Origin of the sequence: Sphaerimonospora thailandensis (assembly GCF_016863115.1) — a bacterium.
Classification (GTDB): Bacteria; Actinomycetota; Actinomycetes; order Streptosporangiales; family Streptosporangiaceae; genus Sphaerimonospora; species Sphaerimonospora cavernae.
The window spans coordinates 25,790-48,082 of sequence record NZ_BOOG01000026.1; the positions used below are offsets into that span (position 1 = coordinate 25,790).

The window sequence follows — 22,293 nt, forward strand, 5'->3', positions numbered from 1 at the left end:
TCAGTGCTCCTCGGCGATTCCCTCTTCTTCCTCGCACCGCTTGAAAGACGCGATGATCTCGGCCTCGGCCTCCGTCCGGCCGACCCAGTTGGCGCCCTCGACGGACTTGCCGGGCTCCAGGTCCTTGTAGACCTCGAAGAAGTGCTGGATCTCCAGCCGATCGAACTCGGCGACATGGTGGATGTCGCGGATGTGCTCCATGCGAGGGTCCGTGGCCGGGACGCACAGCACCTTGTCGTCGCCGCCCTTCTCGTCGGTCATGCGGAACATGCCCACCGCGCGGCAGCTGATCAGGCAGCCGGGGAAGGTCGGCTCCGAGAGCAGCACCAGCGCGTCAAGCGGATCTCCGTCCTCACCCAGCGTGTTCTCTATGAAGCCATAGTCCGCGGGGTACTGGGTCGACGTGAAGAGCAGGCGATCCAACCGGATGCGGCCAGTCTTGTGGTCCACTTCGTACTTGTTCCGTTGTCCTTTGGGAATCTCCACGACAACGTCGAACTCCACTGGTTCCTCCGCTCAAGCCCCCGGTGTCCCGGGTGGGCATTAATGTCTCGTAGGCGTGGTTCCGGTCGGCGCGAAATGAGGGTCTCGTGGTACTGCGACGTGAGCGGTGGATGGTGTTGGCCACCCTCGCCCTGCTGCAGATCTTCGTCGTCGTCGCGGGTGTCTATGGCTACGTGGTCATCCATGACGCCACCCGGACGCCGGCCCCGATCGCGTCCCCGGAACCGACCCCCACCCCCATCATCACCGCCGGCCCGGTTCTGGCCGCGGCTGGGGACGGGGTCCTTCCCGCCAAGGGTACTTTGACCTCCCGATTGCGTGGCGCGATGGGTGCCCCGGGACTGGGCAGGAACGTGGCGGGGATCGTTCTCGACGCCAGGACCGGGGAGACGCTCTTCGACGGCCGTTCGACGGCGCCGACCACGCCGGCCTCGACGACCAAGGTCGTCACCGCGTTGGCCGTGCTGGCCGCGGTGGGGCCCGACGCCCGGTTCGCGACGCGAGTCGTCCAGGGCGAGGCGAAGAACTCGATCGTCCTGGTCGGGGGTGGGGACCCCACCCTCGCGGGTCTCCGAGGTACGGGGAAGGGCGGCTATCCACGTCCGGCCTCCCTCGCCCAGCTCGCCTCGCGTACGGCCAAGGCGCTCAAAGCGGCCCGGACCACCCGGGTGACCCTGTCGTACGACGCGTCCCTGTTCGCCGGTCCGCGGTTGGCGCCCGGCTGGAAGCCGAACTACATCCCGGAGGGCAGCGTGGCGCCGGTCGCCGCGCTCACGATGGACGAGGGCCGGACGGCCGGCGGCGGGCTGCTGGCCGACCCCCCGCGGGAAACCGCCGCCGCCTTCGCCGCGCTGCTGCGGCGCAACGGCGTCAAGGTCGGCGACAAGATCGCGCCCGCCGACGCGCCCCCCACCGACCAGGTGGTCAGCGGCTCGCCCGGCACGGACGCGTCGAACGCCGACGGGCAGGACGGTGCCGCGCAGAACGGTGTCGGGCAGAACAGGGCCGGGCAGAACAGGGCCGGGCAGGGAGCTGGGGCGCGAGTCGGTCAGGAACTCGCACGGGTGGAGTCGCCGCCGGTCTACGCCCTGGTCGAACGCATGCTCACACTCAGTGACAACGATCTCGCCGAGGCGCTGGCCCGTCAGGTGGCGGTGCAGGAGGGCACGCCGCACACCTTCACGGGAGCCACGGACGCGATCCACCGGGTGCTGGCCCGACTGAAGCTGGACGAGGGCGTCGAGGTCCATGACGGCAGTGGCCTGTCCACGCGCAACCGCATCACTCCGGCCGCCCTGGGCCGCCTGCTGGCGGCCGCCGCCTCTCCCGCCAACCCGGCGCTGCACTCGTTGATCAGTGGACTGCCCGTCGCCGGGTTCACCGGCACCCTGCACGGCAGGTACGGAAAATCCGACTCCGCGGCCGGCGCCGGATTGGTCCGCGCGAAGACGGGGACGCTCAACGGGGTGAACACCCTCGCGGGCATCTCGTACACGACCAACGGGCGACTGGTGACGTTCGCGTTCATGGCGGACGAGGTGGCCGATGCGCACGGGGCGATAGTCGCGCTCGACAAGATGGCCACGATCGTCTCCCAGAGTTGATTCCGCGTTCCCTTCGCGCGGCGGGAACGCGGAGAACGTACGGTGGTGGGTATGCAGGTGATCGACTGGGATCTGGCCGTCGCGACCGGAGTTCGCCTCGTGCGCCCCGGGCCACAGGTGAGCCGTGAGGAGGCCAGGCAGGCGGTCGCCGACCTGCGGCGGCTGTCGCGGGACGCGGAAGGACACGTGCGGGAGTTCACCCGCCTCGACTCGGCGCCGCCCGAGGCGGCGACGATCGTGGACCGACCCGGCTGGATCAGAGCCAACGTGGACGGGTTCCGCGTGGTGCTGGAGCCGCTCACCGAGAAGATGTCGAGCATGCCGGCGATCGTGGGCGCGGTCGGGTCTCGCATCACCGGGCTCGAGGTGGGCGCCGTGCTGGCATTCCTGGCCTCCCGGGTGCTGGGGCAGTACGAGCTGTTCCTCCCGCCCGACCCCGGCGGGGTCGCCCCGGCGGGACGTCTGACGCTGGTCGCGCCCAACATCGTGCACGCCGAGCGCGAACTCGCCGTCGATCCGCGCGACTTCCGCCTGTGGGTGTGCCTGCACGAGGAGACCCACCGGGTCCAGTTCACCGGAGTGCCGTGGCTGAGGGAATACGTCCGGGGCCAGATGACCGAGTTCCTGCTGGCCTCCGAGATGGATCTCACGACCCTGCTGGAGCGGCTTCGGGCGGCCTCGGACGCGGTCGCCGACGCTTTCAGAGGTGGGGACGGCAACCTGATCGAGGCCATCCAGACCCCTGAGCAGCGGGCCGTCCTCGACCGGGTCACCGCGGTGATGACGCTGGTGGAGGGGCACGGCGACTACGTGATGGACGCGGTGGGACCGTCGGTGGTGCCGTCCGTCGCCGAGATCAGGGCCAAGTTCCAGCGCCGCCGGGAGGGCGGATCACGCATGGACCAGCTCGTCCGGCGGCTGCTGGGCATCGAGCTCAAGATGAAGCAGTACGCCGAAGGCTCCAGGTTCGTCCGGACCGTGGTCGAGGAGGCCGGGATGGACGGGTTCAACCGGGTCTGGACCTCGCCCGAGACGCTTCCCGATCGCGACGAGATCGCCGACCCCAACGCCTGGATGTCCCGCGTCCTCACCGGGGTGTGACTTCCGACCGGAGATCACCGCGGGAGAATGGGAGGCATGGGTCCGCATCCCGCCGTGGCCGACGTGCGACGTGCCGTACGGCTGTGCCTCGCCGATCTGTCGAACCGTAAGCCCGGCAAGTCGGGCAAGTCCGGTAAGTCCGGTAAGTCCGATGAGCGGGGGCAGGGTCCGCTTGTGCTGGTCGCGTGCAGCGGCGGGGCCGACTCGCTCGCGCTCGCCGCTGCCCTCGGATTCTGTGCGCCGCGTCTCGGCCTGCGCGCCGGGCTGCTGACCGTCGATCACGGTCTCCAGGAGGGTTCGGCCGAGCGGGCCCGGGAGGTCGTACGGCTCGCGCCCGCGCTCGGCCTGGAGTCCGCCGAAGCTCTGACCGTCGTCGTGGGCGGGGCCGGTGGCCCGGAGGCTGCGGCGCGTGAGGCGCGCTACGAGGCGTTGTCGCGGGCTGCGCGGCGCCTCGATGCGGCGGTCGTACTGCTCGGCCATACGCTGGACGACCAGGCCGAGACCGTGCTCCTGCGATTGGCTCGCGGTAGCGGCACCCGATCGCTGGCCGGCATGCCGGAAATTTCCGGCATCTATCGCCGCCCGCTGCTGGGTCTCGCCCGGGTGAGAACCAGGCAGGCGTGCGCCGCGCTGGGCCTGTCGCCCTGGGATGATCCGCACAACGCCGACCCCGCGTACACCAGGCCGAGGGTCAGGCACGAGGTCCTGCCGGTGCTCGAGGCCGCGCTGGGGCCGGGCGTCACCGAGGCGCTCGCCCGTACGGCACGGCTCTGCCGGGACGACGCGGACGCCCTGGACGAGTGGGCCGGCGACGTCTACGTCAAGTCGCTGGAGGCGGGCGGCGGGGCGGCGGGTGTCGGGGAGGCGGGTGTCGGGGAGGTGGATGGCGGACTGTCGGCGGCCGTGCTGGCGGAGGCGCCCGCGGCCGTCCGGCGGCGGGTCCTGCGGCGGGCGGCCGTGGCCGCCGGGTCCTCGGCGTCGGCGCTGGCGGCCGTCCACATCGAGGAGGTGGATCGTCTGGTGACGGGCTGGCACGGTCAGAAGGGGGTCGACCTGCCCGGCGGGATCGGAGTGGTCCGGCGCTATGGCACCCTGTACTTCGTCGGGAAGCTCGTCGACAACCTCGCGTAAGGAAACCCCCAGGTGGATGCAGCCGACATGGGCAAGGACCTCTCCAGCGTCCTCATTTCGGAAGCAGAGCTCCAAGCCAAGATCAAAGAGCTCGCCGGCCAGATAGACACCGACTACGCCGGACAGGAACTCCTGCTCGTCGGTGTGCTCAAGGGCGCCGTCATGGTGATGGCGGACCTCGCGCGGGCGCTGCACGTTCCGGTGCAGATGGACTGGATGGCCGTTTCGTCCTACGGCGCCGGGACCAGGTCATCCGGGGTGGTCCGGGTGCTCAAGGATCTCGACACCGACATCGCGGGCCGGCACGTGCTCGTGGTCGAGGACATCATCGACTCAGGTCTGACGCTGTCATGGCTGATGAACAACCTGAAGTCACGCGACCCCGCCTCTGTGGAGATCTGCGCCCTCCTGCGCAAGCCGGAGGCCGTGAAGGTGCCGCTCGATGTGCGATATGTGGGGTTCGACATCCCCAACGAGTTCGTCATCGGCTATGGGCTCGACTACGCGGAGCAGTACCGTAACCTGCCGTTCATCGGCACCCTCGCGCCACACGTCTATGGGGGCGAGTAAGCCCTGAGCGAATCCCTCTTCCGAATTGAGCGTGATTCGCGCCCAGGTAGGGGAACACGGGAATGCCTGACGTACGTTGGAATGGCAAAGCCGGACGCCGCGCGGGCGGTTACCCCGAGCGGCGCGCGGGTGTACCTTCGGATATCCATAGGGTGCCTGAGGGTAGCCTCCGGTAGTCAGTAGGAGCGGTAAGGGATGCCGCGACCCCGGGACCTCCCGGGGCCAGGCCTCGGTCAGGAAGGAACGGGCCCCCCGGGGTTCCGCAACGGATGGATCTCAAGCGATTTACACGTGGGCCACTGCTGTGGATCCTGGGCATAGGTTTGCTCATCCTGCTCGTCACCACGATGTTCGGGGGCGACGGCAACTACACGCCCGCCGACACCTCCACGGTCGTCCAGCAGATTCAGCAGGGCAATGTCAAGAACGCGACCGTCGTCGACAAGGAGCAGCAGGCGAAGCTGACTCTGAACTCGCCGATCTCGGTCGGGGGCAAGCAGACCGACCGCATCCAGTCCGCTTGGGTCTACGGACAGGGTCCCGAGCTCACCAAGGCGCTGGAGGCGGCCAAGCCGAAGCAGGGCTGGACGGTCGAGGTCCCCAAGGACAACTTCCTTGTCAGCCTGCTGGTCAGTTTCCTGCCCATCATCATCATCGTCCTGATCTTCCTGTTCATCATGAACCAGATGCAGGGCGGCGGCTCCCGGGTGATGAACTTCGGGAAGTCGAAGGCGAAGCTGATCACCAAGGACACCCCGAAGAGCACGTTCGCCGACGTCGCCGGGGCTGACGAGGCGATCGAGGAGCTCCAGGAGATCAAAGAGTTCCTGCAGGCTCCGGCCAAGTTCCAGGCGATCGGCGCGAAGATCCCCAAGGGCGTGCTGCTGTACGGCCCGCCCGGCACAGGTAAGACCCTGCTGGCCAGGGCCGTCGCCGGTGAGGCCGGCGTGCCGTTCTACTCGATCTCGGGTTCCGACTTCGTGGAGATGTTCGTCGGTGTCGGCGCCTCCCGGGTCCGCGACCTGTTCGAGCAGGCGAAGGCCAACGCTCCGGCGATCATCTTCATCGACGAGATCGACGCCGTCGGCCGACACCGCGGCGCGGGCCTCGGCGGCGGCCACGACGAGCGCGAGCAGACGCTGAACCAGCTCCTCGTCGAGATGGACGGCTTCGACGTGAAGGGCGGCGTGATCCTGATCGCCGCGACCAACCGGCCGGACATCCTCGACCCCGCCCTGCTGCGTCCCGGCCGGTTCGACCGTCAGGTCACCGTCGACCGGCCCGACCTGGAGGGCCGCAAGGGCATCCTGAAGGTCCACGGCCGCGGCAAGCCGTTCGCGCAGGACGTCGACCTCGACACGATCGCCCGCCGGACCCCCGGCTTCACCGGAGCCGACCTGGCGAACGTGATCAACGAGGCGGCCCTGCTCACCGCGCGGCAGGACCAGAAGCTGATCAGCATGAACACGCTCGAGGAGTCCATCGACCGCGTCATGGCCGGCCCCGAGCGCAAGTCCCGGGTCATGTCGGACCAGGAGAAGAAGATCATCGCGTACCACGAGGGCGGACACGCCCTGGTGGCGCACGCGCTGCCCAACTCCGACCCGGTCCACAAGATCACAATTCTCTCGCGCGGTCGCGCCCTCGGCTACACGATGACGCTGCCGATGGAGGACAAGTTCCTCGCGACCCGGTCCGAGATGATGGACCAGCTCGCCATGCTGCTCGGCGGGCGCACCGCAGAGGAGCTCGTCTTCCACGAGCCGACCACCGGCGCGTCCAACGACATCGAGAAGGCGACCTCGATCGCCCGCCGCATGGTCACCGAGTACGGCATGAGCGAACGGCTCGGCGCACGCAAGTTCGGCAGCGGCAACGGCGAGGTCTTCCTCGGCCGTGAGATGGGCCACGAGCGCGACTACTCCGAGCAGATCGCGTCCGCGATCGACGAGGAGGTCCGCCGCCTCATCGAGAGCGCGCACGACCAGGCGTGGGAGATCCTCGTCCAGTACCGCGACGTGCTCGACAACCTGGTCCTCGAACTAATGGAGAAGGAGACCCTCTCCCGCGAGCAGGTCCTGGAGATCTTCGCGCCCGTGGTCATCAGGGAGAAGCGGCCCTCCTACGCCGGGTACGGCAAGCGCCTCCCGTCCGACCGTCCCCCGGTCATCACGCCCAAGGAGCGCGCGAACGGCAACGGTTCGGCGCTACCGGCCGGCGGCGGTGTGAGCGGTGTGAGCGGTGTGAGCCCCGCGCCGTGGGCGGGGGCCGGCGAACAGTCCGCTCAGCGAGACGAGGCCTGACGATGGTCCACCCCTACCCGGGCTTCGACCATGATCGAATCGAGAAGGCCGTTCGCGAGATCCTGCTCGCCATCGGCGAAGACCCGGATCGTGACGGACTGCGCGACACCCCCGCGCGTGTCGCCCGCGCGTACGCCGAGCAGTTCGCCGGGCTCGGTCAGCGGCCGGAGGACGCGCTGACCACGCTGTTCGACGCGGATCACGACGAGATGGTGCTCGTGAAGGACATCGAGGTGATGTCCACCTGCGAGCACCACCTCCTGCCGTTCCACGGCGTCGCGCACATCGGCTACACACCGAACGAGAAGGGGCAGATCACCGGCCTGTCGAAGCTGGCCAGGCTGGTGGACGTCTACGCCCGGCGTCCGCAGGTGCAGGAGCGGATGACCTCACAGATAGCGGACGGCCTGATGGCTGTGCTGGAGCCGCGCGGGGTGATCGTGGTCATCGAGGCCGAGCACATGTGCATGACGATGCGCGGAGTCCGCAAGCCGGGCGCCAAGACGATCACGTCTGCGGTCCGCGGCGACTTCCGCACGTGCGAGGCGACCCGGGCCGAGGCCATGTCGCTGATCCTGCGCGGTTGATCGCCGCACGGCCCGTTTCCGATTCCATCAGGCCCTGCCTGTCCACAGGGCGGACCCCCACGGGACCGATCGTGACCTCTCAACATCTAGGCTTGACTTCATGACCGGATGGAGCGTGCCTGGGATGCCGGAACCCGGCCGCTGTCTGGTCATGGGTGTTGTGAACGTGACCCCTGACTCCTTCTCTGACGGAGGGCGGTGGTTCGACCCCGACATCGCGATCCGGCACGGCCTCGACCTCGTGGCCGAGGGGGCCGACATCGTCGATGTGGGAGGGGAGTCCACCCGTCCCGGTGCCGCCAGGGTCTCGCTCGAGGAGGAACTGCGCCGGATCGAGCCGGTGATCCGCGCTCTCTCGGCGGAGGGGGTGACGGTCAGCGTCGACACCATGCGTGCCGAGGTGGCCGAGGTGGCGGTCGCGGCCGGCGCCCGGCTCGTCAACGACGTGAGCGGCGGTCTCGCCGATCCCGACATGCCACGGGTGGTGGCCGCGACGGGCGTGCCGTACGTGGTGATGCACTGGCGCGGCCACAGCCGTGACATGGACAGCCGCGCCCGCTACCACGACGTGGTGACCGAGGTCGCCGAGGAGCTGCGCAAGCGGGTCGATTCCGTGCTCGACGAAGGTGTCGGAGAGGAGCAGATCATCCTCGATCCGGGGCTCGGCTTCTCCAAGCAGGCGAAGCACAACTGGGCCGTGCTGGCCGGCATCGACACGCTCAACCGACTCGGCCGTCCACTGATCATCGGGGCGTCGCGCAAGCGTTTCCTCGGCCGCCTCCTCGCGGACGCCGAGGGCACGCCACGGCCGTTCGAGCACGGCGACGACGCCACTCTCGCCGTCACCGCACTCGCCGCACGAGCGGGCGCGTGGTGCGTGCGGGTGCACAAGGTCGGCCCCAACGCGGACGCCGTACGCGTCGCCGCCGCGTGGCTGGCAGCCGAAAGAGGCGATGCCGGCGCGAACGCCGATAGGCGCGAGCCTGACGAGGGACGGCGATGAAAGAGGATGATGAAAGAGGATATCGAGCAGATCGAGGCGCTCAACGAGGCGTTCTATCACGCGTTTGAGAGCGGTGACCTCGACAAGATGTCCGAGGTCTGGATCGAGGACACCGATGACCGGGTCGCGATGTGCGTGCATCCCGGCTGGGCGATGCTGGCCGGGCGTTCCTCCGTGCTGCGCTCGTGGGCGCTGTTCATGGCGAACACGACGTACATCCAGTTCGTGCTGAGCGACGTGCGCACCATGCTGAGCGGCGACGTCGCGGTCGTGACCTGCACCGAGGACGTCCTGGTCCCGGCCGGGACCGACGAACTGGGCTTCGCGGCCGGCGTCGTCGTCGCCACCAACACCTTCATCAGGACCGAGTCGGGCTGGCGGCTCTGGCTGCACCACGGCTCTCCCGTCATGCAGGACGAGGACGAGGACGAGGGCGAGGGCGGCCATGAGCAGTGACACCATCCGGCTCGCCGGGCTGCGGGTGCGCGGCAGGCACGGGTGCCTTCCCGCCGAACGCGAACTCGGTCAGGAGTTCGTCGTCGATGTGACGCTCTTCCTGAACACCGCGCCGGCCGCCGCGCACGACGACCTGAGCAGGACCGTCGACTACGGCGCTCTCGCCGTACGGCTCGCCGAGATCGTGGCGGGTGAACCCGTCGACCTGATCGAGACTCTCGCCGACCGCCTGGCGTCCGCATGCCTGGCACACGACGTGGTAGAGGAGGCGGAGGTGAGTGTGCACAAACCGGCGGCGCCGATCCCGCTGTCGTTCGATGACGTGGTGGTGACCATCAGAAGGAGCCGCGCATGAGGGTCGTGCTCTCGCTCGGTAGCAACCTGGGCCGCCGGATCGACTGTCTCCAGGGTGCGCTGGATGTGCTTTTCGACGCTCCGGGACTGACGTTCGTGGCGGTGTCCCCCGTGTACGAGACCGACCCGGTGGGCGGTCCCGAGCAGGGGCCCTACCTCAATGCCGTCGTGATCGCCGAGGGAATGCAGGACCCGCGCACGCTGCTGGAGCGGGCGCAGGGCGTTGAGACCGCTTTCGGCCGCAGACGCGAGGAGCGGTGGGGGCCGCGTACGCTGGACGTCGACCTGATCACCGTGGACGGTGTGGTGTCGGATGATCCGGAGCTGACGCTGCCCCATCCCCGGGCGCACGAGCGGGCGTTCGTCCTGGTCCCGTGGGCCCAGATCGATCCGGACGCGGTGCTTCCCGGCCACGGACCGGTCGGGGCGCTACTGGCCGATCTGGACCAGAGCGGCGTACGGCTGCGGCCCGACCTCGCGCTGGAACCGCCCGGCTGAACGGACAGAACCGCATCAGCCCCATGAGCCCCAGCAGCCCCGTCAGCTCCAGAAGAGCGGAGTGTGCGTGAAACCCAGCAACCCCGGCGTCCTGGTCGGTCTGGTGGTGGTGTTCGGGCTTGTAACGTGGGGTGTGCTGCAGCAGGCCTACGCGGTGCTGCCGACCGTCCCGTGGACGGCCATCCCCACCACGTTGCTGCTCGCGCTCGGCGAGGCGTACACCGGCTGGCTGACGCGCGCGCGGATCTTGCGCAGGCCGGACACCAAGCCCGTCGAGCCGCTGGCCGTGGCCAGGCTGGCGGCGCTGGCCAAGGCCACGGCGTACGCGGGGGCGGTGTTCGGCGGGGTGTTCGCCGGGTTCGTGCTCCGCGTGGTCGACATGCTCGACCTGCCCAAGCCGCGCCAGGACGCGCTGGTCGCGGGGGGATCATTCCTGTCGTGCGTGATTCTGGTCTGCGCGGCGCTGTTCCTGGAATACTGCTGCCGCGTCCCCCGCAAACCTGAAGATCGCGCTCCCGGCAAGCCAGACGATTAGGGTTATTTGTCGATGTCCCCGACGACGAAGAACATCGAGCCGAGGATGGCCACCATGTCGGAGACCAGGTGTCCCGGCAGCATCTCCCGCAGCACCTGGATGTTGTTGTACGAGGCGCTGCGGAGCTTGAGCCGCCAAGGAGTCTTCTCGCCCCGGGACACCAGGTAGTAGCCGTTGAGGCCGAGCGGGTTCTCGGTCCAGGCGTAGGTGTGGCCCTCCGGGACCTTGAGCACCTTCGGCAACCGCTGGTTGATCGGCCCCGGCGGCAGGTCCCGCAGCCGCGCCACGCAGGCGTCGGCCAGGTCCAGGGACACCCTGACCTGATCGAGGAGCACCTGGAACCGGGCGTTGCAGTCACCGGCCGAACGGGTCACCACCTTGACCGGCAGCTCGCCGTAGGCCAGGTACGGCTCGTCGCGCCGTAGGTCGAGATCGACGCCCGAGGCCCGGGCGACAGGGCCGCTCACGCCGTACTGCATGATCGTCTCGCGGTCGAGAACGCCGATGCCTCTGGTCCTGGCCAGGAAGATCTCGTTACCGAAGATCAGCTCTTCGATGTCCGGCAGGCGGCGCCGTACGTCTGCGACGGCGTGGGCCACCCGGTCGAGCCAGCCGAGCGGGAGGTCCTCCTTCAGTCCACCGACCCGGTTGAACATGTAGTGCATGCGGCCGCCGGAGATCTCCTCCATGACGTGCTGCAGCGTCTCCCGCTCGCGGAAGGCGTAGAAGACCGGGGTGATCGCGCCGAGCTCGAGGGGATAGGAACCGAGGAACATGAGATGGTTGAGCACGCGGTTGAGCTCGGCCAGCAGCGTACGTGCCCACACTGCCCGCCGCGGGACCTCCATCCCGAGCATGCGCTCGACCGCCAGCACCACCCCCAGCTCGTTGGCGAAGGCCGACAGCCAGTCGTGCCGGTTGGCGAGGACGATGATCTGCCGGTAGTCGCGTACCTCGAACAGCTTCTCCGCGCCCCGGTGCATGTACCCGACGATCGGCTCGGCGGCGGCGATCCGCTCACCGTCGAGCGTGAGCCGCAGCCGCAGCACACCGTGCGTGGACGGATGCTGCGGGCCGATGTTGAGGACCATGTCCTCGGTGGCCAATTCCTTCGAGGTGGCCGGGTCTTTCGGGGTGCACAGCTCCCTCGGCTGGACGGCGTCCGCGCCGGCGCCGATCCCGACCACGCGCTCCCGCCGCATGCCCTCCTCGGTCATACGGCCATGCTCCCACGCCGTACGGCACAGCGAAGTGCCCGTACGGCACCGCGAAGGGCCGCCGTCACGGCGCACCCTCCACGATGTGGCTCCACGGTGCGGCTTCATGAGGCAGGTAGACGGCACGTTGGTCTTTCCTGGCCCGGCGGGCGGCGGGCAGACGCGGGGCGGTGGTGACCGGCAGCAGGGCGGAGGCCTGCTCCCAGGGGAAGAACCCGAGGTCGTCCAGCTCCTCCTCCTGTAGCCGGAGCGGCGTGCCGTCACTGATCGTGCCGCCGTCGAAGAGGAAGTTGACCATCGAGCGCGGCCGCTCGCCGAGCGGCGGCGCCCAGTCCAGGACGAGCAGCGCACCGGCCTCTACCCGGAGGTCGAGCTCTTCGTAGATCTCGCGGCGGGCACCGTCGTGGGGCGACTCGCCGTCTTCGACGATGCCACCGGGGATCGCCCACCCCGGCCGGTAGTTGGGCTTGACCAGCAGGACCCGGTCGTGGACGTCGGTGAGCAGCACGCACGCCGAGGCGAACACGGTGGGCAGGGTGGCGAACCACTCCGTTGGTTCGAGATAAGGGTTGCTCATCGGCTCACGCTACCCCGGCCGATCCCGGCCCAACCGGCACCTGCTCGTACTCCTCATGTCAGACCGGCGGAGATGCGTGATGGCGGAGGAATGGTGGTCACAAAATTCTGGACAGAGTCCACATCATCCGACTATTGCCCCAAGCATCACATCGGGTCGCCATTCAGCGCGCGTGATCCCGTTCAGTGGGACGGGCGGGGCGGGCCATCCGGGCTCCGCGTCAGTGTGATGGTGCACACAATGGCCAGGTGAGCGGCGCCGGTCGGTCCCTGCGCTTTTCCTTTCAAGGAGCAGTAGTGAGATCACACATTCCGCTCCGTTCCCGCATTACGGCAGCGCTTCTCGCGAGTTGTCTGATCGTCACCGGATGCGCGAACTCGTCATCGAAGAATGAGGGAGTCGATCGGGGCGGCTCCGCCGGGCCCTCCGAGGGCCCGAGCAAGGCCGAGATCTACACCACCGGGCTCGTCAACGCCGACGACGCCGGGACTCCCGTCAAGGGCGGCACGCTGACCGTCGCCGAGTACGCGGAGGCCCGGAGTCTGAACCCGGTCGAGACCTATGCCAACGGCGCCACGGGAGGCAGCGCCATGGCGGCGGTCTACGACGAGCTGATGCGCTACGACTACAAGACGGACAGTTTCGAACCCTGGCTCGCCGAATCGCTCACGTCCGACGACAACGTCACATGGACGTTGAAACTCCGGGACGGAGTGAAGTTCACCGACGGTACGCCGCTGAATGCCAAGGCGGTCGTCGGGAGTATCGGCTTCTACCAGAAGAACTACGCCTACAACTCACTGCTCCTGCTGGGCAACATCGCCGAGATGAAGGCGACGGACGACCTTACCGTTGTGTTCAAGGCACGCGCCCCGTGGGCCAAGTTCCCGAACATGCTCGCGCAGGGCCCCGGCATGATCATGGCTCCCGCCGCTTACAAGGACCCCAAGAACTTCAAGCCGATCGGCGCCGGCCCCTTCATGCTCGACCATTACTCGCCGGGCGAGGAACTGGTGCTGAAGGCCAACCCGGGGTACTGGAACGGCGCGCCCAATCTGGACGCGCTGCGTTTCGTGTGGGTGGGCGGCGCCGACGACACCGCCAAGCTCGACTCGCTCAAGAACGGGGACGTCGACGCCGTTTTCATGCGGGACGCCACGGCGGTGGAGGAGGCCCGCCGTGCGGGTTACCCGGGGATGATGTTCGTGACCGGCATGGGCGGCAACCTGTGGATCAACGTGCGTAAGGGCCGCCCGGGGGCGGATGTCCGCGTCCGGCAGGCCATCGACTACGCGTTCGACCCGAAGGCGTACATGGACCGGTTGGACGAAGGCGCCGGTCTGCCCGCCAAGGCGCTCTTCCCGGAGACCTCGCCCTGGCGCACCGGTGTCGAGCCGAACAAGGCCGACCCCGAGAAGGCCAAGAGCCTTCTCCAGGCCGCCATGGCGGACGGATTCGACGGGAAGATCAGCTACTCCCACTCGACGGATGCGTCCTCGCAGGCCGCCGCGGTCGCGATCAAGGCCGTGCTGGAGGCGGTCGGCTTCAAGGTGACCCTCGTGCCGCTGCGTACGGTCGCCGACCAGGTGCAGAAGCTGTACGTCGACCACGACTTCGACCTCGCGGTGGCCGGTACGACGATCCCCGACGAGGATCCTTACTCCCGGCTGTCGGGTGTCCTGGGCAGCGAGTCCCCCTCGAACACCTCGGGCTACTCCAACCCCGAGATGGACAAGCTGCTGGGAGAGCTTCGGGCCGCCTCGGGACCGCAGGACGGCAAGGCGGTCCTGGCCAAGATCGAGGAGCTCTGGAAGAAGGAGGTGCCCGGCATCGGCATCGAGGTCGGCGGCACCTTCCAGGCCTGGCAGAAGAACGTGCACGGGCTGATCCCCACCAGCGAGACGATGTTCCTCTACAGCAAGGCGTGGAAGAGCGAGTAACCCGCATCGCCCGCTCAACCGCGCAAACCGCGAGGACCGCCATCCGTGTGGGGATGGCGGTCCGCGCCGTCAACCGAGCGATCCAGTCGTTACTTCGCGTAACCGGATGCCAGGCGCCGCCACGGCGACGCCTGCTCCAGTTGGGCGGCCAGTGAGAGAAGCAGCTCCTCGCCCCCCAGGTCCGCGGCGAACTGCACCCCCAGTGGCATGCCCCGCTGGTCGGCGGCGAGCGGAAGGGACATGGCCGGCATGCCGGTGACGTTGAACGGGCTGGTCCAGCAGGAGAACAGCGGGGCGGACTCGTACATCGTCTCGGCACGGCCGGTGTCCAACACGCCGTGCTCGGGCGTCGGCCGCGCGAGGGTCGGGGTGAGCAGGACGTCGAAGGTGTCGAATTTCGTGCCGAGCTTCCAGCCGATCTCCTGGACCCCGCGCATGGCCCGGGTCACGTCGGCGCCGCTGAGCCGACGGTACTGCTCCAGCAGGAAATGAGTGAACGGCTCGAGGTCGTCGTCGCGCAGTTCGCGGCCCAGGAAGGCCAGCCAGTCGTCGATCGCCACCACGAGTTCGGTGCCCATGGCCGTCGCCGAGGTTGTCGCGGCTTCGGCGTAGTCGAACCCGCAGTCGGTCTCGGTCACCTCGTGGCCGAGTCGCTCGCAGAGCGTCGCGACGCGCTCGACCGCGGCGACACACTCGGCGTCCGTTTCCGGGCCGTTGGTCTGCTTGACGGCCATGCCGATGCGCAGCCTGCCGGGGTCCCGCCTGGTGGCGTCGAGGAAGCTGGTACGCGGAGCCGGCGCCGAGAAGGCCTCACCCTTCATCGGCCCGGCCGCGATGTCGAGCAGCAGCGCGCTGTCGCGCACGGTGGTGGTGAGCGCGTGGTTCACCGACACGGGCCCGGCGAGCGTCCCGGGGTCGGGAAAGCCGGTGACGCGGCCGCGGCTCGGCTTGAGCCCGAACAGGCCGCACATGGCCGCCGGGATGCGGATCGACCCGCCGCCGTCGCTGGCGTGCGCGACCGGCACCATGCCCCCGGCCACGGCCGCAGCGGAACCTCCACTCGACCCGCCGGGTGAGAAGCCTCGCCGGTGGGGATTGTGGGTCGGGCCGAACAGGGCGGGCTCGGTGCTCGCGTTCAGGCCGAGCTCGGGGGTGTTGGTGGTGCCGAGCACGACCATTCCGGCCTGACGGTAGCGGCGGACGAGTTCGCTGTCGTGCTCGGGCACGTAGTTCGCGAACAACCGGCTGCCGCTGGTGCTCGGCAGCCCGGCGACGTCGGCGCCGAGGTTCTTGATGAGAACGGGCACGCCGGTCAGCGGACCCTCGGGCAGGCCAGCCTCGACCTCATCGAGCGCTTCCTCGAACCGGAAGCCCACGACCGCGTTCAGTGCCGGGTTGTGCTTCTCGATGCGGGCGATGGCGTCCTCGACGGCCTCCCTCGCGCTGATCTCACCGGAGCGGATGGCGGCCGCGAGGGCGACGGCATCGCGCGGTGCGTCAGCAGAGCCTTCCAACATGGCGTTCCTTTCGTTCGGTGGCGTGCCGCCTGGCCGTACCGGGCTCTTTCAGGCCGTGGGGACGTGCGCCGCATCGACGTGGTGACAGGCGACGAAGTGGCCGGGGCCGAGTTCGCGAAGCACCGGTTCCTCGGCAGCGCACCGATCAGTGGCCAGCGGACACCGCGTGCGGAACCGGCAACCCGAGGGCGGGTCGAGCGGCGAGGGCAGCTCTGTCGCGGGCTGCGTCTGCCGCGATCCGCCCTCGGTCGCCTCGGGCACCGAGGCGAGGAGGAGCCGGGTGTAGGGGTGGACGGCGCGGGTGTCGAGGTGCGCCGACGGCAGGACCTCGCAGGTCTTGCCGAGATAGAGCACCATCACCCGGTCGCTGATGTTCTTGACCACGGCGACGTCATGGGCGATGAACACCAGGCTGAGCAGGTGGCTGCGCTTGCTGCGCTCCAGCAGATTCAGGATCTGCGCCTGCACCGAGACGTCGAGGCTGGCGACCGGCTCGTCGCAGATCAGCACGGACGGCTTCAGCATCAGGGCACGCGCGATGCAGACCCGCTGGCACTGCCCGCCGGACAGCTCATGCGGCCGACGGTTCCACACCACCTCGGGTTCCAGACCGACCGCGTGCAGCGTCTCCCGGATCAGCCGGTCCTCATCTTCGCCCTCGAATCCCCAGATGGAAAGCCCCTCGGCGACCAGGTCCCTGACTCTGCGCCGCGGATTCAGCGAGGAGACCGGGTCCTGCATGATCATCTGCATCTTGGCCCGGGCCCGCCTAAGCTCGCGGGACCTGAGGCGGGTGAGTTCCGTGCCGTGCAGCAGTACGGATCCCGAAGTCGGCGGGGGCATCTGCATGAAGGCGCGTCCGGCGCTGGACTTACCGCAGCCGGACTCGCCGAGGATGCCCAACGTCTCTCCCGCGAGCAGGTCGAGGTTCAGCCCGGAGACGGCGTGCACCTTCTGCCGCCGCCCGACGGGGAACTCCACCACCAGGTCCCGGACCGACAGAACCGGCTGCTCAGACTCCCGCAAATGTACGGTGCCGCTGCCTGCCATCAGTCGTCTCCCCCGTTCATCGAGTCGGCGTTCCCCGAGTCGGCGTTCCCCGAGTCGGCGTTCGGCGCGGGCAGCAGAGGCGCGTGGCAGGCCACGCTGTGGCGCGCGTCGTACGCCAGCGGCTCGTGCGGCGGCGGAGCCTCCTCGCGACAGCGCTCGAAGGCGTGAACGCATCGTGGCGCGAAGCGGCAACCGGGCGGCGGCGCCGACATGTCGGGCGGGTTGCCGTCGATCACCCGCAACTCGGCGTGCGGTTCGTTCGACAGTCGTGGGATCGAGCCGATGAGCGCGTCGGTGTAGGGGTGGAGCGGATGCTCGAACACGGCGGCCGTGGCGGCGGTCTCGGCGATCCGTCCCGCGTACATCACCGCCACCCGGTCCGTGCGGCCCGCGATCACGCCGAGGTCGTGGCTGATCAGGATCGTCGCCATGTCCAGGCGCTCCGCCAGCGTGCCCAGCAGGTCGAGGATCTGCTTCTGCACCGTGACGTCGAGCGCCGTCGTCGGTTCGTCCGCGATCAGCAGCTTCGGGGAGCAGGCCAGCGCCAGGGCGATCACCACTCGTTGGCGCATGCCGCCCGAGAGTTCGTGCGGGAACTGTCTCACCCGGCGGCGAGGCTCCGGGATGCCCACCTGTACGAGCAGCTCGATCGCGCGGTCGGCGGCCGCCCCGCGACGGAGACCGAGGTGCAGACGGAGGGTTTCGGTGAGATGGGTGCCGATCCGCTTCGTCGGGTTCAACGACGTCATCGGGTCCTGGAACACCATGGCGACCTCGGGCCCCCAGAGCCGTCGGCGCTCGCCGGGAGCGAGAGCGTGGACGTCCCGGCCACCTATCCGCACCGTTCCCTGGACCTCGGTGGCCGGGCCGGCGGAGATCAACCCCATGATGGTGCGGCCCAGCACGGACTTGCCCGAACCGGACTCGCCGACGACCCCGATCGTCTCGCCCGCGGACAGTCGCAACGAGACGCCGTCGACGGCGCGCACCGCGCCTCGCGGGGTGTGAAAGGTGGTGCGCAGGTCGTCAACTTCGAGAAGGGGCGTGGCGGTCGACCCCACGGTCACGGGCGGCTCCGGGGTCATGGGCGGCTCTTGGGACATGGGCGGTTCTGGGGTCACGAGGCGGCGCTCCTGGGGTTCCAGCGCTTCTGTGCCTTCTCGCCGAGTACGTTGAACGCGAAGACGGTCAGGAACAGGAAGGTTCCGGGCACCAGCACCATGGACGGGTGCTTCTGAAGGACCCCGCCCTGTGCTTCGGCGATCATGTTCCCCCAGGTGGGCTCGGGCGGCCGGACGCCGAGGCCGAGGAAGCTCAGCGACGCCTCCGCGACGATAAGACCCGAGATGACCACGACCGCCATCGACAGCAGCGGCGGCAACACGTTCGGCACCAGTTCCCTGGCCATGATCCGTAGGCGGCCGGCTCCCATGGCCTCCGCCGCGAACACGAACTCGCGTTGCCGGAAGGAAATGGTGTTGGCACGGGCGAGGCGGATCATGCTCGGCACGGTGAGCAGCGACAGGACCAGCACCATGTTCCGGATGCTGGGTTCCAGCAGGGTGGACAGCGCGATGAGCAGGATCAGCGGGGGTACGGCCAGAAGCGCGTTCGTGAGCACACCGATGACGCTGTCCACGCCCCGTCGGTAGTAGCCCGCGATCACTCCGATCGCGCCTCCGAGAACCGTGCCGATGGTGACTGCGAGCAGGGACACGGTCAGTGAGGTGCGGGCGCCGTACAGGCACCGGGCGAGCATGTCGAGACCGGCGCTGTTGGTGCCCAACGGATGGTCGTAGTAGCGCAACGGCTCCAGGTAGACCGGCTCCAGGAGCGTGGCGGCCACGTCCCGGTGCTCTTTCAGCGGAAGGACCGGTGCCAGCACCGCGGCGACGATCAGCACGGCCAGCCAGGCCAGGCAGACCCAGGGCAGGAGGTCCACCCGCTGCCGCCGCAGCCCCCAGACCAGCCGCGACACACCGGAGAAGGCGGTCACCACCCCCGCGAGTGCCAGGAGCACGCGGACGGCCACGATGAGCGGGGCGACAAGCCCGAGGGCGAGCAGGAATACGCCGACGGCCGTCAGCCCGGCCCCAAGGCTGATCAGCCGGCGCCGGGGGATCATGGTGGTGGTCTCCCTAGGCATGAACACGACGCGTCCTCGGGTCAAGGAATCCGTAGGCGAGGTCGATACCGATGTTGACGAGCACGTACGCCGCGGCGATGAGCAGGGTGGCCCCCTGCACCATGGGGAAGTCGCCCTGGTTGGCCGCGTTGACCACGAGTGACCCCATGCCCGGAAGGGCGAACAGGGTTTCGACGATGACGGTGCTGCCGATGAGGCTGCCGAAGCTCAGGCCGAGCAGGGTGAGCAGCGAGAACGACGACGGCCGCAGTGCGTCGCCGACGAGGACACGCCACCGCGGCATGCCCCTCGCCCGCGCGGCGAGCACGAAGTCTTCGCGCAGGGTGACGACGAGGTCGCTGCGGAGGATGCGGGTGAACACCGCCGCCTCCGACAGCGCGATGACGACCGCCGGGAGCAGGGCGTGATGCAGGTTGCCGGTGATGCTCTCCGAGACCCTGACCCACTGGCCTCGGGGGAACCATCCGAGGCCGTTGACCAGCACCATGATGAGCAGGAGGCCGGACAGGAAGGACGGGACGGACAGGACGGCGAACGTCGAGGCGCCGATGGCCCGGTCGACGAGGCCGCCCTCGCGCGCCGCGGACCACATGGCCAGCGGGATGGCCAACGCCATCGCCAGCAGCAGTCCCAGGATCGCGAGTTCGGCGCTGACGGGAAGGGCCGCGAGCACCCGGTCGATCACGGCCGACCTGGGCGGCACTATGGAGTGACCCAGATCGCCGGTGAGCGCTCCTCCCAGCCAATCCAGGTAGCGGTTGAGGATCGGCTGGTCGAGGCCGAGTTCGGCACGGAGCGCGGCATAGTCCTCCGGCGGGTGCCCCTCGCCGAGGATGGCGACGGCGGGATCGCCGGGGATCAGAGCGACGAGGAGGAAGACTCCGAAGCTGACCAGGGCGAGCACGACGACCAGCTCACCCAAGCGGAGCAGAAGCTTGCGAGTCACCGGGCTCCTTGGGGTGTTTGCCGTGAATGCTGCAAATATGCGGCCGGTTGAACGCGCAGGCTAGGGCCCGTGAGCGGCGTCACATGCCCGTTGTCCCGCTCATCGGGATCGACGGGCGGTGTCCCCTCTAAAGACGTGAGAGCGGTGGGTGCGCCGCTTCTCAGTCGTCGCTCACGGTGACGCCCAGGAGGTGGGCGAACGCCGGGGCGAGCTCCATCAGTTGGAGGCCGCTGATGGTCGCGCCGCGCAGTGCGTCGTACCCGTCCGCGATGCCCAGCGCGGTGGCGCCGCGCAGATCGACCTCGGTCATCCGCGCCTTGTCGAACCGCACCCTTTCCAGGCTGGAGCCGGGGAAGGCGACACCGGTCAGCGTGGCACCGGCGAAGTCAACGTCGCGCAGCGTGCAGTCCACGAACGACACCTCACGCAACGCCGCGACGCGGAGGTTGACCGAGTCGAGCTTGCACCGGTGGAACACCACGCTGCGCATCCGGCAGTCCGGCATCGCCGTACCGGCGAGCACGCTCGCGATGATCTCGGCGTCCGCCAAGGAGGTCTCGGTGAAGTCGCCGCCCACCCACCGCACGGTGTTCAGCCACACGTCGCTGAACCGGGCGCGCCGGTAGCGCCCGCCGGTGAACGTCACCGACGTGAACGCCGACTCCATGAACCGGGCGTCGCGGGCGTCCTCCTCCTCGAACTCCTGTCCGTCGAACAGGACCGTGTCGTAGTCACCGCTCTGGGCCAGCCGGCCGCTGAACGGCTCGAGGTACCCCGCGTACGGCAGCGCGGCCAGTTCACGGGGCTCCGCAAAGGTGTGTTCACGGCGCTGTCCACGGCGTTTCGGCATCGCTCCAACCTATAAGGGGTGGCCGACAACTCATCGCCGGGCGGCGTTCGCCGGATCAGGGCCGGATCAGCGAGCGGCGATCTCCCGTAGGGCCTCGATGAGGCGGTCGACGTGCTCCGCTGTGGAGCCGATGCCGATCGACGCCCGGATCGCCCCGGTCGCGCCGTCTTCGCAGCCGCCGTCCCCGGCGCCACCATCCGAGAGGAGATGCCGGACGAACGGGTGGGCGCAGAACTTGCCGTCCCTGACGCCGATGCCGTGCTCGGCCGCCAGCGTCTCCGCGACCTCGCGGGCGTCCCGGCCGGCCACGGTGAACGACACGATGCCGACCCGTGGGTGGTCGGGGCCCCACAGCGACAGCTCACGTACGCCCTCGATCGTGGCGAGTCCGGCGCGCAGGCGGGCGAGCAGCCGCTTCTCCTCCCGGATCAGCGGCTTCCAGCCGGTGGCGTTCAGCGCGTCGCAGGCGGCGGCCAGCGCGACCGCGCCCAGCACGTTGGGGGTGCCCGCCTCGTGCCTGGCCTCGGGGTCGTCGCTCCACTCGAGGAGGTCGGGGGCGTCGCCGACGGCGCGCACCGCGCCCCCGCCCCGCAGGTACGGCTCGGCCCGCGCGAGCCAGTCCGGCCGGCCGATCAGCGCGCCCGCGCCGAAGGGAGCGTAGAGCTTGTGCCCGGAGAACGCGACGTAGTCGAGGTCGAGCGCGGTCAGGTTGAGCCGCCGGTGCGGGACGAGCTGGGCGGCGTCGACGGCGATGCGGGCGCCGTACCGGTGGGCGATGTGGGCCAGGCCCGCGATGGGCCACAGTTCGCCGGTGACGTTGGAGGCGGCGGTGACGACCAGCAGCGCCGGACCCTCGATCGACGCGAGCGCCTCGTCGGCCGCCCGGACCGCCTCGCCGGGGAACGCCGGCGGCGCGAGCCGTACGGCACGCGGCCAGGGCAGCAGGGAGGCGTGGTGCTCGGAGTCGAACACCACGACCGTGGTGCCCTCGGGCAGGCAGCGGGCCAGCAGGTTCATCGCGTCGGTCGTGTTGCGCGTGAAGATCAGCGCGTCGTCGGGCCGGGCGCCGACGAAGGCCCGCACGCTGTGCCTGGCCTGCTCGTACCGGGCCGTCGTGAGCTGCGAGGCGTACCCGGCCCCCCGATGGACGCTCGAGTAGGCCGGGAGCGCGGCGGCGACGGCGGCGCTCACCGGCTCGAGACAGGGCGCGCTGGCCGCGTAGTCCAGATTGGCGTACGGCACGAGCCTGCCGCCCTTGACGGGCACCCGCAGGTCGGCGCCCAGCACGGCCGGGATCTCACGGGAGCCGGCGGAAACGGGGACTGCGGCGGGATCATCGGCAGCGTGGTCACCGGCAGTGGGGGTGAGGATGCTGAGAACAGCGGACAACGCCAGGCCTCCTTG

General features: G+C 69.2%; 22 protein-coding genes. 12 read left to right on the forward strand and 10 right to left on the reverse strand.

The window, feature by feature from the left end; genetic code table 11:
* Positions 1-504 carry an inorganic diphosphatase gene (locus tag Mth01_RS15360; protein WP_204016533.1) on the reverse strand — a complete coding sequence of 168 codons (504 nt, stop codon included), beginning with the start codon at positions 502-504 and terminating at the stop codon, positions 1-3.
* 86 nt (positions 505-590) lie between these two features.
* Here Mth01_RS15360 and dacB point away from each other — a divergent pair, with 86 nt between their 5' ends.
* The 11 genes from dacB (at position 591) to Mth01_RS15415 (ending at position 10,646) form a co-directional block, all read left to right on the forward strand.
* Positions 591-2,108 (forward strand): D-alanyl-D-alanine carboxypeptidase/D-alanyl-D-alanine endopeptidase, encoded by a 1,518-nt coding sequence (dacB, locus tag Mth01_RS15365; protein WP_204016534.1) that lies wholly within the window; start codon positions 591-593, stop codon positions 2,106-2,108.
* Positions 2,109-2,159: 51 nt separating this feature from the next.
* A complete protein-coding gene (locus Mth01_RS15370; RefSeq protein WP_204016535.1) occupies positions 2,160-3,209 on the forward strand; it encodes a zinc-dependent metalloprotease in 1,050 nt (349 codons plus the stop codon).
* A gap of 36 nt (positions 3,210-3,245) precedes the next feature.
* Positions 3,246-4,340, forward strand: a complete 1,095-nt coding sequence (gene tilS / locus Mth01_RS15375) for a tRNA lysidine(34) synthetase TilS (protein ID WP_204016536.1) — start codon at positions 3,246-3,248, stop codon at positions 4,338-4,340.
* A gap of 12 nt (positions 4,341-4,352) precedes the next feature.
* Positions 4,353-4,910: a hypoxanthine phosphoribosyltransferase gene (hpt, locus tag Mth01_RS15380; RefSeq protein ID WP_239089688.1), complete on the forward strand. Its 558-nt coding sequence runs from the start codon at positions 4,353-4,355 to the stop codon at positions 4,908-4,910.
* 269 nt (positions 4,911-5,179) lie between these two features.
* A complete protein-coding gene (gene ftsH, locus Mth01_RS15385) occupies positions 5,180-7,213 on the forward strand; it encodes an ATP-dependent zinc metalloprotease FtsH (RefSeq protein WP_204016537.1) in 2,034 nt (677 codons plus the stop codon).
* A 2-nt stretch (positions 7,214-7,215) separates the two neighbouring features.
* Positions 7,216-7,800, forward strand: coding sequence for a GTP cyclohydrolase I FolE (gene folE, locus Mth01_RS15390; protein WP_204016538.1), 585 nt, complete (start codon positions 7,216-7,218; stop codon positions 7,798-7,800).
* A gap of 100 nt (positions 7,801-7,900) precedes the next feature.
* A complete protein-coding gene (folP, locus tag Mth01_RS15395) occupies positions 7,901-8,803 on the forward strand; it encodes a dihydropteroate synthase (protein ID WP_239089689.1) in 903 nt (300 codons plus the stop codon).
* A gap of 6 nt (positions 8,804-8,809) precedes the next feature.
* Positions 8,810-9,259, forward strand: coding sequence for a nuclear transport factor 2 family protein (locus tag Mth01_RS15400; RefSeq protein ID WP_204016539.1), 450 nt, complete (start codon positions 8,810-8,812; stop codon positions 9,257-9,259).
* A complete protein-coding gene (gene folB, locus Mth01_RS15405) occupies positions 9,249-9,614 on the forward strand; it encodes a dihydroneopterin aldolase (protein WP_204016540.1) in 366 nt (121 codons plus the stop codon). The genes Mth01_RS15400 and folB overlap by 11 nt, the downstream gene beginning before the upstream one ends.
* Positions 9,611-10,111, forward strand: coding sequence for a 2-amino-4-hydroxy-6-hydroxymethyldihydropteridine diphosphokinase (folK, locus tag Mth01_RS15410; RefSeq protein WP_204016541.1), 501 nt, complete (start codon positions 9,611-9,613; stop codon positions 10,109-10,111). Before folB ends, folK begins: the two co-directional genes overlap by 4 nt.
* Positions 10,112-10,178: 67 nt before the next feature.
* Positions 10,179-10,646, forward strand: a complete 468-nt coding sequence (locus tag Mth01_RS15415; RefSeq protein WP_204016542.1) for a DUF3180 domain-containing protein — start codon at positions 10,179-10,181, stop codon at positions 10,644-10,646.
* Between the two features lie 2 nt (positions 10,647-10,648).
* Here the strand turns inward: Mth01_RS15415 and Mth01_RS15420 are convergent, their stop codons facing one another.
* On the reverse strand, positions 10,649-11,863 hold the full coding sequence (locus tag Mth01_RS15420; RefSeq protein ID WP_239089690.1) for an NADH-quinone oxidoreductase subunit D: 1,215 nt from the start codon (positions 11,861-11,863) through the stop codon (positions 10,649-10,651).
* A 64-nt stretch (positions 11,864-11,927) separates the two neighbouring features.
* The gene (locus Mth01_RS15425; protein WP_204016543.1) at positions 11,928-12,440 is read right to left on the reverse strand and encodes an NUDIX domain-containing protein; all 513 of its coding nucleotides are present in this window, start codon (positions 12,438-12,440) and stop codon (positions 11,928-11,930) included.
* A 296-nt stretch (positions 12,441-12,736) separates the two neighbouring features.
* Here Mth01_RS15425 and Mth01_RS15430 point away from each other — a divergent pair, with 296 nt between their 5' ends.
* Complete coding sequence (locus tag Mth01_RS15430; RefSeq protein ID WP_204016544.1) at positions 12,737-14,380, forward strand: ABC transporter substrate-binding protein; 1,644 nt, start codon at positions 12,737-12,739, stop codon at positions 14,378-14,380.
* A gap of 89 nt (positions 14,381-14,469) precedes the next feature.
* Here Mth01_RS15430 and Mth01_RS15435 read toward each other — a convergent pair whose 3' ends face one another.
* The 7 genes from Mth01_RS15435 to Mth01_RS15465 all read right to left on the reverse strand — a co-directional run bounded on the left by Mth01_RS15435 (position 14,470) and on the right by Mth01_RS15465 (position 22,278).
* On the reverse strand, positions 14,470-15,894 hold the full coding sequence (locus Mth01_RS15435) for an amidase (RefSeq protein ID WP_204016545.1): 1,425 nt from the start codon (positions 15,892-15,894) through the stop codon (positions 14,470-14,472).
* 51 nt (positions 15,895-15,945) lie between these two features.
* Entirely contained in the window at positions 15,946-16,947 is a 1,002-nt protein-coding gene (locus Mth01_RS15440) for an ABC transporter ATP-binding protein (RefSeq protein ID WP_204016546.1), read from the reverse strand.
* Positions 16,947-18,068: an ABC transporter ATP-binding protein gene (locus tag Mth01_RS15445; protein WP_239089691.1), complete on the reverse strand. Its 1,122-nt coding sequence runs from the start codon at positions 18,066-18,068 to the stop codon at positions 16,947-16,949. Before Mth01_RS15445 ends, Mth01_RS15440 begins: the two co-directional genes overlap by 1 nt.
* The gene (locus Mth01_RS15450) at positions 18,065-19,093 is read right to left on the reverse strand and encodes an ABC transporter permease (RefSeq protein WP_204016547.1); all 1,029 of its coding nucleotides are present in this window, start codon (positions 19,091-19,093) and stop codon (positions 18,065-18,067) included. The genes Mth01_RS15445 and Mth01_RS15450 overlap by 4 nt, the downstream gene beginning before the upstream one ends.
* Positions 19,086-20,039, reverse strand: coding sequence for an ABC transporter permease (locus tag Mth01_RS15455; RefSeq protein ID WP_204016548.1), 954 nt, complete (start codon positions 20,037-20,039; stop codon positions 19,086-19,088). Before Mth01_RS15455 ends, Mth01_RS15450 begins: the two co-directional genes overlap by 8 nt.
* Positions 20,040-20,199: 160 nt before the next feature.
* A complete protein-coding gene (locus Mth01_RS15460; RefSeq protein ID WP_204016549.1) occupies positions 20,200-20,889 on the reverse strand; it encodes a pentapeptide repeat-containing protein in 690 nt (229 codons plus the stop codon).
* Positions 20,890-20,955: 66 nt separating this feature from the next.
* Positions 20,956-22,278: an aminotransferase class V-fold PLP-dependent enzyme gene (locus tag Mth01_RS15465; RefSeq protein WP_407695950.1), complete on the reverse strand. Its 1,323-nt coding sequence runs from the start codon at positions 22,276-22,278 to the stop codon at positions 20,956-20,958.
* Between the last annotated feature and the right edge of the window lie 15 nt (positions 22,279-22,293).